The following is a 12,657-nucleotide window of genomic DNA, read 5'->3' as shown; positions in this document are numbered from 1 at the left end:
CATTGCCTGGGGCGGAGTTGGCTTGTTGTCAGCAAGCATGTGGGGACGCGCAGTCCGCTGGATCATGGATGACATTGGGGGTGTCATGCATAGGACGGTGTATGAAATCGGGGAAAACGCCGGCGTTCCGGCAAGGCGGCGATGTGGAGGGGAAGGCTCCGCCGCGAGCCGCGCCACGCATGCCGGAGCGGCGTCGAAGCCTCCCGGTTTCCCTGGTTTCATCGAGGAATGGCGGCCCGTATTGCGGCGGCTGGGTTTTTCGCCGGAAACAGTCGAGCGACTAGCGCATACATGCGGCGCACAGGGCGATATCGTCTCCGCGCTGGAATCGATAGGGGTCTGCACACGGGGCCAGATCGTGGAGGCGCTGGCCGGCGAGCTAGAGCTGCAATGGCTGGAGACCATCGAGCCGCAGCGAATGCTTCTGAACGACGACCAGCTTCTCATGCTTTTGCGCGGCAATGGGAGCCACCTGCCGGTCAGATACCTGCATCGCAATGGCTACGTCTGTTACCTGCTTTCGGCGAAAGCGATCCGTCCGCACCGTTTGCAAGCCGGCCTGAGAAACCGTCCTGGCTTCGTGAAGCATGTACGGATCGTGGACAACAGGACCTTGCGCGCCGCGCTGATCGAACGGGGCCGCCCGCTTCTGTCCAGCATAGCCGTGAACGGGCTTTCGCAGCGCCATCCTGAAATGTCCGCGCGTATCGTCGCCAATGCCTGGCAAGGCATCGTTGTGGGCGTCCTCGTGTCGGTGCTGCCTGTAGGAATAGTGCTTGCGCCCATGCTTGTGCTGACGCTCATGCATGCGTTCGCCACGCTGTTCTTCTTCGCATGCGTTGTTCTCCGCTTCCTCGCGGCCGTGACGGTCGGTCCCGCCAAGCGCAAGCGCGCGCCTGCGCTGCCCGCAGGGAATGTGCCGACCTATTCGGTGCTGATCGCCCTCTACAAGGAAGCCAACATCGTTCCTGACCTGCTGACCGCGCTGGACCGGATCGTGTGGCCGCGCGAAAGGCTGGAGATCAAGCTGGTCTGCGAGGCGGACGACCATGAGACGCTCGCCGCCATCCATGCCCGTCCGCTGCCGCCGCATATCGAGGTGGTGGAGGTGCCGGATGTCGGGCCACGCACCAAACCGAAGGCGCTTTCCTATGCCCTGCCCATGACGAGCGGCGAACTCGTGGTGCTTTACGACGCAGAGGACTGGCCCGACCCCATGCAACTCGCCGAGGCCTGGGCGAAATTCCAGGCATGCGGGCCGGAGGTCGCTGTTCTTCAGGCTCCGCTGGAGATTTCCAATGCGCCCGAGAGCAAGGTGGCGCGCATGTTCGCCTTCGAATATCGGGCGCTTTTCCATGGCCTGCTGCCCTTTCTGGCGCGCCACCGTTTCTTGCTGCCTCTGGGCGGCACCTCCAATCATTTCCGCCGCGAGGCGCTGGAGGCGGTCGGCGGCTGGGATCCGTTCAACGTCACGGAAGATGCCGACCTCGGCCTGCGGCTCGCCCGCTTCGGCTACCGGTCGGATGTCCTGTCCCTTCCCACCTACGAAAAAGCGCCCCGCACGGTCCGCGTCTGGGTGCCGCAGCGCACGCGCTGGTTCAAGGGCTGGGCGCAGAGCTGGCTGGTGCATATGCGCCGGCCGATGCGTCTCGCCCGCGACCTCGGATTTCGTTCCTTCCTGCTGGCTCAGGTTCTGTTCGCCGGCATGCTGGCGTCGGCCCTGCTGCATCCCGTGCTGCTGGCGACCTTCCTTGTCGTCGTGGTGCGTCTGCAACTCGGCATGACGACCGAAAGGCCGTTTCCCGCCCTGATGGCGGTCGATGTGCTCAACGTCACCTTCGGCTATCTCGCCTTCCTGCTGCTTGGCTGGCGCGCATTGAGCACGGAACAGAAGCTGGGGTTCTGGAAGGTGGTGCTGTTGACGCCCGTCTATTGGGTGATGATGTCCTGGGCCGGCTGGCGCGCGATCTGGCAATTGTGGCGCCAGCCGTTCAAATGGGAGAAGACCCCGCATGAGGAGATGGCTGCGTCTGCGGCCCGCCCCGGTAAGGGCAGGTCGGGACAGAACGCGGCGACGGCAGATCCGCCTATGAAAGCAGCAGCGACGATCCTTCGCCGATGATCTTGTCATCCTCGTCGCCGATGACGGCGGGATCGCGGCCGTCATAGGGCAGCGACAACAGCAGGCGGCGGATGACGGCGAGGCGCGCGCGCCGCTTGTCGTTGGCCCGCACCAGCGTCCACGGTCCCGCCTTGCTGTGGGTCGTTCCGATCATCAGGTCGCGAGCCCTGGTATAGTCGTCCCAGCGGGTGATGCCGGCAATATCCATCGGCGAGAACTTCCAGTTTTTGAGGGCGCTGTGACGCCGGTCATGGAACCGTTCGAGCTGCGTTTCCTGACCGATGTCGAGCCAGAACTTGAAGAAGTGAATGCCTTCGGAGTGTATCATCTTCTCGAAGTGCGGCGCTTCTTCCAGGAAATGCTCGTGTTGCGCCGGCGTGCAGAAGCCCATCACCGGCTCGACGCCGGCCCGGTTGTACCAGGAGCGGTCGAACGAGACGAGTTCGCCGCAGGTCGGGAAATATTCGACATAGCGCTGGAAATACCACTGGCCCTGTTCGGTCTCCGTCGGCTTGGTGAGCGCCACGGTGTGTGCGGAACGCGGGTTCATGTACTGGTGCAGAACGAAGATGGTGCCGCCCTTGCCGGCGGCGTCGCGCCCCTCGAACAGGCAAATGACGCGGTGTCCCGTCTTCTGCATCCAGGCCTGCGCCTTCACCAGTTCGATCTGGAGCGCTTCGAGCGCGGGTTCGTATTCTTTCTTTTTCATTTTCTTGTCGTAGGGATAGCCGCCGGCCGTCAGTTTTTTCTCCGCCACCCAGTCCGGCAATTTCGGATCGTCGATATCGAACACGCGCTGCTTCCCGTCGATCTTTATCTTCAATGCGCCGGGGCCGGCTGTCACAGGGCTGTCATCGGAGGCTTTCATGCAGGCTGACCTTTCGCGTATTGAAGTTCATGCTAGGACAAGATGCGGACATTCAGGAGCTATCTGCCGGACATCATGGCTGATTTGAGCGACCGACAGAAGTATGGCGCGCAGCGCCTCATGCGCAACCTGTGGCGGGCGCGCGGGCTTCTGGCCGTCGCCATCATCGCCCTGTTCTGCGTGCATCTGTTCGGGGATCTGCCCTTCATGGTCCTGCCCGCTGCTATCGTCGCCCTGCTGCTGGCGGCGGCCATTTCAGGCGATGCGGAGGAGGCGGACGAGGAACGCAGGGCCACAGCCGAGGCCGGTGAAATGCAGAGCCTCTCGGCTGAAAACCTCGCCGCCGCTGTGACCGATCCCCTGATCGTCTTCGACGACAGCGCTTCCGTCATCCACGCCAATGCGGCGGCGATCGCCGCCTTCGGCGATCTGCGCCCGGCCATGTCCCTGCAACTCAAGTTCCGCGCCCCGGAAATGCAGGCGCTGATCGATGCGGCGCTGTCAGGCGGCGGCTCGCAATCCGCGGATTTCATCGACAAGCTGCCGGTGGAGCGCGTCTATCGCGTCACGGCGTCCGCGGTCGGTCATGGCTCGCGCCTGCATGTGCTCCTGTTCAAGGACCAGAGCGAAGCGCGCCGCATCGACCGTATGCGGGCCGATTTCATCGCCAACGCCAGCCATGAAATGCGCACGCCGCTGGCCTCGATCGCAGGTTTCATCGAAACTCTGCGCGGTCCGGCCCGCAACGACCCCGCAGCGCGCGAGCAGTTCCTCCAGATCATGCAGAACCAGACCGGACGCATGGCCCGCCTGATCGACGACATGCTGTCGCTGTCGCGGCTTGAGATGAAACCCTATCTGAAGCCGGGGGCGCGGGTCGATGTGCGGCAGGTCGTCGAAAGCGTCGTCGATTCGCTCGGCCCTCTGGCGAAAGAGAGCGATCTTGTGATCGAACGCGATTTCGCCGACGGCCCGATGGAGACGCCGGGCGACCGCGACGAGCTTTATCAGGTCTTTGAGAATCTGGTGGAGAACGCCTGCAAATATGGGCGGGACGGCGACCGCATCGTCGTTTCCATCGCCCGCAGCGACAAGGCTCCGCAGCCGGGGATTGAGGTGACGGTGCGCGATTTCGGCCCCGGCATTCCCGAAGAGCACATTCCGCGTGTGACGGAACGGTTCTATCGCATCGATTCCGAGACCGTCCAGTCGCGCAAGGGAACGGGGCTGGGGCTCGCCATCGTCAAGCACATCCTCACCCGCCATCATGGCCGGCTGTCCATCCAGTCGGAACTCGGCAAAGGATCCGCCTTCACGGTTTATTTGCCGACCAACTAGAATTACAGGGCCCGCCGTTTTAGGATCAGAGGCGGAAATCGTTTCGCCTTTCGCGCAATTGTCATGTGATTGGCGTAACGGAAGGGAAACAGGCAGGGCCGAATCACAGCGGCCGCGGAGGTTCCGTCCATGCAGTCCTTGCATATCGTCAGCGCCTACGACGAGGAGCTGAAATATCTGTCAAGGCGTATCGCCGCGATGGGCGGCCATGCCGAGCGCATGGTCGAGCAATCCATTCTGGCGCTCGTCAATGCCGATCCGGACCTTGCGCGCAAGGTGGTGGAGGACGATGCAATCCTGGACCAGGGCCAGCGTGAGGTCGATGATAAAGCGATCCTGCTGATCGGCAGGCGCCAGCCCATGGCCACTGACCTGCGCGAGGTGATCGGCGTCATCCGCATCTCGGCCGATCTCGAGCGGGTCGGCGATCTCGCCAAGAACGTCGCCAAACGTGTCGCCTCGGTGGGCGACAGCAGCATGCAGCCGGCCTCGCTCTATCGCGGGCTGGAGGCGCTCTCCGATCTGGCGCTCACCCAGCTCAAGGAGGTGCTCGATGTATACGCCTCGCGCTCGGTCGAGACCATCGGCTTCGTGCGCGACCGCGACGACCAGATCGACGCCATGTACACCTCGCTGTTCCGCGAGCTTCTGACTTACATGATGGAAGATCCGCGCAACATCTCTCCCTGCACGCATCTGCTGTTCTGCGCCAAGAACATCGAGCGCATAGGCGACCATGCCACCAATATCGCAGAGACGATCTACTTTATCGTCACCGGCGAGCAGATGCCGGTGGAGCGCCCCAAGGGCGACAAGACGGACCGGATCGTCATTCCCGCGAAATAGATCCGGAATCCGTTCCACCCCGGCAGGGCGGGGGCCTACTGGTTCTCCTGGAACACCACCCGCGTCTTGTCGGTTGAGGCGTCCAGCGCCCGTTCGAGCAGCGATTCCGCATGTGCATTGCGCTCGCGGGCTGTGTTGGCGCCCATCACCACCACGACATAACGGCGTCCTCCCGCGCTGTAGGAGGTGACGATGTTGAAGCCGGAAGCGCGGATATAACCCGTTTTGATGCCGTCAACCCCATGGACGCGGCCCAGCATGTCGTTGTGGCCGCGCACCGGTTTGCCCCGGAACATGAAATCACTGGCCGAGAAATAGTAATAATATTGCGGGAAGCGATTGCGCAGCGCGATGCCGAGAACCGCCATGTCACGCGCCGTGGTGAACTGGCCGTCGTCCGGCAGGCCGGAGGCGTTGCGGAAGGTGGTGTTGCGCATGCCGAGTTGGCGGGCCTTTGCGGTCATGGCGGCTGCGAAGGCTTCTTCGCTGTCTGCGAGATATTCGCCAACGGCCGCGGCGACGTCGTTGGCCGATTTCACCGTCAGCGCACGGATGGCCGTGTCCACGTCGATGCGCTCGCCGGCGCGCAGGCCGAGCTTGCTGGGCGGACGCGAGGCGGCGTAGGCGGAAACGGGGATTTCGGCGTCTTTTTCCACACGTCCCGCCGTCAGCGCCTCGAACAGCATGTAGAGCGTCATCATCTTGGTCAGCGAGGCCGGGTAGCGCGGCGATGTCGAGTTCATCTCGAAAAGCTGCTTGCCGGTGCGGGCGTCGACCACGATGGAGGCGTATTTCTGCGGCGCGGCGGGCACGGAAAGCACGGCCTCGGGCGGCATGGATGTGGTGCAGCCGGCGATCAGTGCGGTCAGGGTGAAGAGAACGACGAGTTTGTGGAACAGTCGGGACAAGTGCGTGCCGTGGAAAATGGTGCTGGCTGGATGGCAAAGGCGTAGATTGCGCGGACCCTAGCCCAAGCCGCCGCGTGCGTCCATTCGCTTCGCCGGGCTTCGCCATTGTCAGCAGCATGTGGCTTGCGCATTGTGGCCTGTGTGCAGCAGGCTTGGGAAAGGGCGGGCATGGAAATCTTCACTTTCGGAGCAGAGGGGATCTCGGTCTCCATCGATCTTGTAGTCGGCCATGTCGCCGATCTCGCCATCGAGCGCGATGGCCGGACCCTGAAGCCGCTGCATCGCGCGCCGTGGGCGGACGAGCCGCGCCGGACGCTTCCCGAAAATCTCCCTGAAGGCGTCGTTCGCCTTTCCGGAGATTTCCTGTGCTCGCCGTTCTCGCGGGCCGACATGGAGGAAGCGCCGTTGCACGGCTGGTCGGCCAACAGCGCCTGGGAGGTTACCGCCAGCAATGCCCTTCCGGATGGCTGGCGGGCTTCGTTCCGGCTGAAACGCAAGGTCATGGGCGCAACGGTGGACAAGGTGCTGACGCTGCGCCACGGCCATCCTTTCCTCTATCAGGAGCATGTCTTCACTGGTGGCGCGGGCGCGATTTCGGTCGCGCATCACGCCATGACGGTTATGAAGGACGGCGGGCGTCTCGCCTTCTCGCCCAAGCGGCTGGCCGGTACGGGAGACGACGCGCTGGAGCCCGATCCGGCGCGCGGCCGCTCGCTTCTGGCCTACCCCGCCCGGACGGCCGACATCACACGCTTTCCGGCGGCGGACGGTGGAGAGATCGACCTTACCGACTACCGCCCGGAGCGCTTGCAGGAAGATTTCGTCACGCTGGTGGAGGCCGTTACGTCACGGCTCGGCTGGACGGCGGTGGCGCGCAAGGCCGAGGATGATCTTTTCCTTGTGCTGAAGAATCCTGCCGAACTGCCCGTCACCATGTTGTGGATCAGCAATGGCGGACGCGATTACGCACCGTGGAACGGCCGTCACCGGGGCGTGCTGGGCATCGAGGATGGTCGCACGGCGGTGGGCCACGCCGCCTCGCTGGGCGACAACTGGCTCAGGCGTGAAGGCGTGGCCACCGCCTTCGATCTTGGCGCGCGCGTGGCCTTCCGGCAGGTGCTGGGAGCCTTGCCGCTGGGTGCGCTCCAACTGCCGCAGCAGCTTTCCGCGGAGAGCGAAAGACTGCACCTTGTCATGGCGGACGGGCGCAGTGTCGAGGCGCCGTTCGATGCCGGCTTCCTGCGTATCGGCGCACCGCTTGCCGGAATGGAACCTGCGTGAAGGTCCGGGCGTTCCGTAACGGAAGAGGGAGGGTTCCATGTCCGCAATCGCGTCCATAGCCTCGGCGATTTTCAAGCGTGCCGGAAAATCCGATCGTTTCGTGGTGGCCATCGCCGGTCCGCCGGGGGCCGGCAAGTCCACGCTTTCGGAAAAGCTGAAGGAGCTGTTGCCGGAAGGCGCGGTGGAAGTGGTGCCGATGGACGGCTTTCATTTCGACGACATCGTGCTGGAGCGACGCGGGCTGAGAGCGCGCAAGGGAAGCCCGGAAACTTTCGACTTCGCCGGTTTCGAGGCCTTGCTGAAGCGTATCAGGGCCGGCGAGCCCGACCTCGCCATTCCGGTGTTCGACCGCAGCATGGAACTGTCGCGGGCGGCCGCAGCCATATTGGACAAGGATATCCGCTTCGTGCTGGTGGAGGGCAATTACCTGCTGCTCGACGAGGAGCCGTGGTCGCGACTGGCGGATCTGTTCGACTTTTCCGTCTTCCTCGATGTGCCGGACCCGGTGCTTGAGCGCCGGCTGCTGGCGCGCTGGCACGATCACGGTTTGCCGGACGAGGAGGCGCGCGCAAAGGTCGCCTCCAACGATCTGCCCAATGCCGGGCGCGTCCTGTCGAAACGGCGGGCCGCCGACATGGTGGTCGGCGACGGCGAGGAATTGTAGGAGGCCGGATGCGTCAGGGACGCTGTGGGATTTGCAGGCCGGCCTGCACGGCGGGACGGGCAAGGCCACGCTCCAGCCACGCGCCGACCGCCGGGAAATCGTCGAAGCCGACCAGTTCGCGCGCCTCGTAGAAGCCGATCAGGTTGCGCACCCAGCCGAGCATGGAAATATCGGCGATCGTGTAATCATTGCCCATGATCCACTTCCGGTCCTTCAGGCGGCCGTCCAGCACGCCGACCAGGCGGCGCGATTCTACGCGGTAGCGCTCCAGCGGGCGCTTGTCGGCGATCTCGCGGCCGGCGAATTTGTGGAAGAAGCCAAGCTGGCCGAACATCGGGCCGATGGCGGCCATCTGGAAGAACACCCACTGGATGGTTTCGTAGCGTTTCGCCGGATCGGAGGGCAGCAGCTTGCCGGTTTTTTCGGCCAGATAGAGCAGGATGGCGCCGGATTCGAACAGCGCGAGCGGTTCGCCATCCGGTCCCTTCGGATCGATGATCGACGGAATCTTGCCGTTGGGGTTGAGTGACAGGAACTCCGGTCCCCACGTCTCGTCATTGCCGATGTCGATGTAGTGCGCCTCGTAGGGCAGTCCGAGTTCCTCAAGCGCGATCGATACCTTCACGCCGTTCGGCGTCGGCGCCGAATAGAGCTGGATGCGGTCGGGCTGTTGTGCAGGCCAGCGAGCGGTGATGGGGAAAGCGGACAGATCAGCCATGCAAGAACTCCTGCGGGAAAGATTGCCGGGAAGGCGGAAGCGGGAAGCACAGGGTGAGGCCCGCCGCCGTGATGATCAAAGGAAAATCACACAGCCTTGAACGCCAGAACGGCGTTGGTGCCGCCGAAGGCGAAGGCGTTTGAGAGCGCCGCGCGCACCTTGCGCTCGTGCGCCGTGTTGGGCGTGATGTCGAGGTCGCATTCCGGGTCCGGTTCGCGATAATTCGCGGTCGGCGGGATGACGCCTTCGCGGATCGCCATGACGCAGGCGATCAGCTCCAGCGCTCCGGATGCGCCGAGGCAATGGGCGTGCATGGATTTCGTCGATGACACCGACAGCTTGTAGGCATGATCGCCGAACACGCGTTTGATCGCTGCGGTCTCGATCTGGTCGTTGGCCCTGGTGCCGGTGCCGTGGGCGTTGAGATAGTCGATCTCCTCCGCGTTGAGGCTGGCGTCCGCGAGGCAGGCGCGCATGGCGCTCTCCGGACCATCGATGGTGGGCGCAACGATGTCGGAAGCGTCGCCCGAGAATCCGACACCGGCGATTTCGGCCAGTATATGCGCGCCGCGCGCGCTGGCGTGTTCATAGCTTTCCAGCACCGCCATGCCCGCACCTTCGCCGAGCACCAGACCCTGCCTGTCGGCCGAGAACGGGCGGCAGGTGTCGGGCGAAAGTACGCGAAGCGCTTCCCAGCCCTTCAGGATGCCCCAGACCATGGGCGCGTCGGTGCCGCCGGCAAGCATGACATCGGCCCGCCCCAGTCTGATCTGGTCGACCGCCGAGGCGATGGCGTGATTGGAGGAGGAACAGGCCGAGGTGACGCCGAAAACGGGGCCGCGCAGGCCCAGATTCATGCTGACATGGCCGGCCGGCGCGCCGGGCATCGCCTTCGGCACGGAGAAGATGCCGGCCCGCGATTTTCCTTCCAGCAGGATCGCCCGGTAGTTCTCTTCGATAACCTCCCAGCCGCACACCCCGACGCCGATCGTCGCGCCGATTCTGTGCGTGTTGGTCTCATCGATCGTCAGGCCTGCATGAAGCGCGGCCTCGCGCGCGGCGATCACGGCCAGCAGGCTGAAGCGGTCCATGGCGACGAGTTGCTTGCGCTCGACGCCATGTTCGGGAAGTTTCCTGATCTCGCAGCCGGTGGCGACCTTGATGTCATGCAGCGCGGGATTGGAAATCGGCCCGATGGCCGAGCGCCCCGCGCGCATGGCCGCCCAGATTGCCGGTGCATCGGCGCCGAGGCCGCAAAGGCCGCCTATACCGGTGATGACGACGCGCTTGCGCATACGGTGCCGCGTCAGCCCTTCTGCGCGATCAGGCCGCGTACGGCCTCGATCATGTCGCCGACATTCTTCAGGTTGGCCCAGGCGTCAACCGTGTTCATCTCGATCTCGATGCCGTACTTCTCCTCCAGATCGAAGATGATCTCGGTCAGTTCCAGCGAATGGATGCCCAGCGAGGTCAATTCCGTACTGACGGTGATTTCCTCAGCGCCGGCCTCGGCATGTTCCTTGATCTTGTCGATGATTTCGGTTGCGAGCTGGTCGGCCATCCGGTTCCTTTCCTGTTATTCTGTCCCGGTGCGGCAGCTTCAGGATACTGCTGCCCCTGTTTTGTCTCCGGCAGATATCGTTCTACTGCCATATTCCCGGTCAGGGGCGGCTCATCTCTCTATAGGAACACGCACGAGCAGTGGCAACAGCGTTGTCGGCGTTGTTTGCGCGGGCGGGAGGCGCCTGAAAATGGAAGAAGACGCCTGTATTTCACTCCGGGGGCCAGGTTTTCGTGATATTGCCTTAGGCCGCAACGCCGCGACCACGGATATGTTCCAGATTGAAAAGGCGTTTCGCCCCGGCTCCTTGACGCAAAACTCCCCCCTATATATCTAATTTGCGGGCACGGAAGGGCTAGCCAGACAGCGTTGCGCCTCAGTGCGCTGGACCCCGGACGGATCGGCCGCGCATATTTCGATGCGCTGCATTTGCAGAAAGTTTCTTGATGAACACGGTTCCCATATTGAATTCGTCCGAGGCCATGCCGGTGCAGTTCCCGATTCCGGCCAATGTCTACGCGGAAACCGTGGTGTCGGTGAAGCATTATACCGACAGGCTGTTCGCCTTCCGGGTCACGCGGCCGAAATCGCTGCGCTTTCGCTCGGGCGAATTCGTCATGATCGGCCTGCCCAACGCCGAGAAGCCGGTTTTCCGCGCCTATTCCATCGCCAGCCCCGCCTGGGACGAGGAGCTTGAGTTCTTCTCCATCAAGGTGCCCGATGGCCCCCTGACCCAGCACTTGCAGAAAATCCAGCCGGGCGACACCATTCTCATTCGCCAGAAGGCGACCGGCACGCTGGTGCTGGACGCGCTCACTCCGGCCAGGCGCCTGTTCATGATCTCCACCGGCACAGGCGTCGCGCCTTTCGCCAGCCTGCTGCGCGATCCCGACACCTATGAGCGCTTCGATGAGGTCATCCTCACCCACACCTGCCGGGACCGGGCCGAGCTCACCTATGGGCAGGAACTGGTGGCCGCGTTGCAGGAAGATCCGCTGATCGGGGAATATGCCGGCCGCGTGAGACTCTACAATTCCACGACCCGCGAGGAAACGCCGGTCATGGGCCGCATCACCACGCTGATCGAGAGCGGCAAGTTCTACAGCGATCTCGCCATCGAGCCGCTGAATCGCGAAACCGACCGGGTCATGATCTGCGGATCGATGCATATGCTGCACGACGTCAAGGACCTGGTGGAGAAGCGCGGCTTCATCGAGGGTTCGCTCAACAGCCCCGCGGATTTCGTGGTCGAGCGCGCTTTCGTCGGCTGACGGGTTCCGCAGGAATTCACGGACCGACCCCCGCTGCGCACGCACGGGGGGTCGTTTGCTTCACACGCGCTTTCCGTCCGGCCCGAAGCGATAGGTGCGCTCCGGGTCGGGGGTAGCGTAGAGCGTCGCCCCCGGTTCGGCGTTGTAGACGCCGAACAGGCGCACGGTGATCAGTCCCGCCTTGTCGCAATCGAGATAGAGATTTGTATCCGCGCCGAGATGTTCGGCATGGATGACGGTTCCTCTCCAATCGCCTTTGGCCGGGTCGACGCGGATGTGCTCGGGCCGGACGCCAACGGTCTTCACACTTTCGCCGAGCCTTGCGCCTTCGATGAAATTCATTCTGGGCGAGCCGATGAAGCCGGCGACAAATTCGTTGGCTGGTGAATTGTAAAGCTCCATCGGCGCGCCGATCTGCTCGATGCGTCCCCCGTTCAGCACCACGATGCGATCGGCCAGCGTCATCGCTTCCACCTGATCGTGGGTCACATAGATCATCGTCGCCTTGAGGCGGCGGTGAAGCTGGGCGATTTCCAGCCGGGTGTTGACGCGCAGCGCGGCATCGAGGTTCGACAGCGGCTCGTCGAACAGGAACAGGGTGGGCTCGCGCACCACAGCGCGGCCGATGGCGACGCGCTGGCGCTGGCCGCCCGACAGCTCGGCTGGCCGGCGTTGCAGATAGGGCTCCAGCGAAAGCATGGCGGAAGCCTCGGCCACGCGCTTGTCGATCTCGGCGGAAGGCGTTCCAGCCTGCTTCAGGCCAAGCCCCATATTGTTTTTCACCGTCAGGTGCGGATAGAGCGCATAGGTCTGGAACACCATGGCGATGCCGCGCTTTGCCGGCGGCGTCGAACTGACATCCCTGCCGTCGATGACGATGCGGCCCGACGTGGCGTCCTCCAGCCCGGCGATGACCCGCAAAAGCGTGGACTTGCCGCAGCCCGACGGGCCGACGAACACGACGAATTCGCCATCGGCCACATCGAGGTCGATGCCTTTCAGCACCTCGACCTGGCCGAAGGATTTTTTCACGTTTTCGATGTTCAGCGAGTCCATGTGCAGTCCTTGTTGAATGGGCGG

At 63.5% G+C, this 12,657-nt stretch carries 12 protein-coding genes; 6 read left to right on the top strand and 6 right to left on the bottom strand.

Annotated features, from left to right (window positions below):
- Positions 1-85: 85 nt before the first annotated feature.
- Positions 86-2,122: a glycosyltransferase gene (locus tag ABID44_RS12630; protein WP_354152065.1), complete on the top strand. Its 2,037-nt coding sequence runs from the start codon at positions 86-88 to the stop codon at positions 2,120-2,122.
- On the opposite strand, the gene ppk2 is transcribed toward ABID44_RS12630, so the two are convergent.
- On the bottom strand, positions 2,088-2,990 hold the full coding sequence (ppk2, locus tag ABID44_RS12625) for a polyphosphate kinase 2 (protein ID WP_354152064.1): 903 nt from the start codon (positions 2,988-2,990) through the stop codon (positions 2,088-2,090). The two genes, ABID44_RS12630 and ppk2, sit on opposite strands and share 35 nt — an antisense overlap.
- Positions 2,991-3,065: 75 nt before the next feature.
- Here ppk2 and ABID44_RS12620 point away from each other — a divergent pair, with 75 nt between their 5' ends.
- Both ABID44_RS12620 and phoU read left to right on the top strand, forming a co-directional pair.
- Positions 3,066-4,328: an ATP-binding protein gene (locus ABID44_RS12620; protein WP_354152116.1), complete on the top strand. Its 1,263-nt coding sequence runs from the start codon at positions 3,066-3,068 to the stop codon at positions 4,326-4,328.
- A 129-nt stretch (positions 4,329-4,457) separates the two neighbouring features.
- A complete protein-coding gene (gene phoU / locus ABID44_RS12615) occupies positions 4,458-5,174 on the top strand; it encodes a phosphate signaling complex protein PhoU (protein WP_354152063.1) in 717 nt (238 codons plus the stop codon).
- 35 nt (positions 5,175-5,209) lie between these two features.
- Here the strand turns inward: phoU and ABID44_RS12610 are convergent, their stop codons facing one another.
- Positions 5,210-6,082 carry a D-alanyl-D-alanine carboxypeptidase family protein gene (locus ABID44_RS12610; protein WP_354152062.1) on the bottom strand — a complete coding sequence of 291 codons (873 nt, stop codon included), beginning with the start codon at positions 6,080-6,082 and terminating at the stop codon, positions 5,210-5,212.
- Between the two features lie 168 nt (positions 6,083-6,250).
- Between ABID44_RS12610 and ABID44_RS12605 the strand changes: the two genes are divergently transcribed.
- Both ABID44_RS12605 and ABID44_RS12600 read left to right on the top strand, forming a co-directional pair.
- A complete protein-coding gene (locus ABID44_RS12605) occupies positions 6,251-7,363 on the top strand; it encodes a hypothetical protein (RefSeq protein ID WP_354152061.1) in 1,113 nt (370 codons plus the stop codon).
- A gap of 37 nt (positions 7,364-7,400) precedes the next feature.
- The gene (locus ABID44_RS12600; RefSeq protein WP_354152060.1) at positions 7,401-8,027 is read left to right on the top strand and encodes a nucleoside triphosphate hydrolase; all 627 of its coding nucleotides are present in this window, start codon (positions 7,401-7,403) and stop codon (positions 8,025-8,027) included.
- 13 nt (positions 8,028-8,040) lie between these two features.
- On the opposite strand, the gene ABID44_RS12595 is transcribed toward ABID44_RS12600, so the two are convergent.
- The 3 genes from ABID44_RS12595 to ABID44_RS12585 all read right to left on the bottom strand — a co-directional run bounded on the left by ABID44_RS12595 (position 8,041) and on the right by ABID44_RS12585 (position 10,306).
- Complete coding sequence (locus ABID44_RS12595; protein ID WP_354152059.1) at positions 8,041-8,745, bottom strand: glutathione S-transferase N-terminal domain-containing protein; 705 nt, start codon at positions 8,743-8,745, stop codon at positions 8,041-8,043.
- 86 nt (positions 8,746-8,831) lie between these two features.
- Positions 8,832-10,040 (bottom strand): beta-ketoacyl-[acyl-carrier-protein] synthase family protein, encoded by a 1,209-nt coding sequence (locus ABID44_RS12590; protein ID WP_354152058.1) that lies wholly within the window; start codon positions 10,038-10,040, stop codon positions 8,832-8,834.
- Between the two features lie 11 nt (positions 10,041-10,051).
- Complete coding sequence (locus ABID44_RS12585) at positions 10,052-10,306, bottom strand: acyl carrier protein (protein WP_354152057.1); 255 nt, start codon at positions 10,304-10,306, stop codon at positions 10,052-10,054.
- Between the two features lie 446 nt (positions 10,307-10,752).
- On the opposite strand from ABID44_RS12585, the gene ABID44_RS12580 reads away from it, so the two are divergent.
- The gene (locus ABID44_RS12580; protein ID WP_354152056.1) at positions 10,753-11,577 is read left to right on the top strand and encodes a ferredoxin--NADP reductase; all 825 of its coding nucleotides are present in this window, start codon (positions 10,753-10,755) and stop codon (positions 11,575-11,577) included.
- 60 nt (positions 11,578-11,637) lie between these two features.
- Here ABID44_RS12580 and ABID44_RS12575 read toward each other — a convergent pair whose 3' ends face one another.
- Positions 11,638-12,633, bottom strand: coding sequence for an ABC transporter ATP-binding protein (locus ABID44_RS12575; protein WP_354152055.1), 996 nt, complete (start codon positions 12,631-12,633; stop codon positions 11,638-11,640).
- Positions 12,634-12,657 lie beyond the last annotated feature (24 nt).

The organism is Aquamicrobium ahrensii (assembly GCF_040545755.1).
GTDB lineage: Bacteria > Pseudomonadota > Alphaproteobacteria > Rhizobiales > Rhizobiaceae > Mesorhizobium > Mesorhizobium ahrensii.
Note: the sequence above shows the minus strand (reverse complement) of the source record. Positions and strands in the feature narration are given on the sequence as shown.

Bases quoted from the DNA above. Each gene is read 5' to 3' on its own strand.
- ABID44_RS12630 (WP_354152065.1), top strand. From the start codon at position 86: ATGCATAGGACGGTGTATGAAATCGGGGAAAACGCCGGCGTTCCGGCA.
- ABID44_RS12600 (WP_354152060.1), top strand. From the start codon at position 7,401: ATGTCCGCAATCGCGTCCATAGCCTCGGCGATTTTCAAGCGTGCCGGA.
- ABID44_RS12585 (WP_354152057.1), bottom strand. From the start codon at position 10,306: ATGGCCGACCAGCTCGCAACCGAAATCATCGACAAGATCAAGGAACAT.
- ABID44_RS12595 (WP_354152059.1), bottom strand. From the start codon at position 8,745: ATGGCTGATCTGTCCGCTTTCCCCATCACCGCTCGCTGGCCTGCACAA.
- phoU (WP_354152063.1), top strand. From the start codon at position 4,458: ATGCAGTCCTTGCATATCGTCAGCGCCTACGACGAGGAGCTGAAATAT.
- ABID44_RS12580 (WP_354152056.1), top strand. From the start codon at position 10,753: ATGAACACGGTTCCCATATTGAATTCGTCCGAGGCCATGCCGGTGCAG.
- ABID44_RS12605 (WP_354152061.1), top strand. From the start codon at position 6,251: ATGGAAATCTTCACTTTCGGAGCAGAGGGGATCTCGGTCTCCATCGAT.
- ABID44_RS12620 (WP_354152116.1), top strand. From the start codon at position 3,066: ATGGCTGATTTGAGCGACCGACAGAAGTATGGCGCGCAGCGCCTCATG.
- ABID44_RS12590 (WP_354152058.1), bottom strand. From the start codon at position 10,040: ATGCGCAAGCGCGTCGTCATCACCGGTATAGGCGGCCTTTGCGGCCTC.
- ppk2 (WP_354152064.1), bottom strand. From the start codon at position 2,990: ATGAAAGCCTCCGATGACAGCCCTGTGACAGCCGGCCCCGGCGCATTG.
- ABID44_RS12575 (WP_354152055.1), bottom strand. From the start codon at position 12,633: ATGGACTCGCTGAACATCGAAAACGTGAAAAAATCCTTCGGCCAGGTC.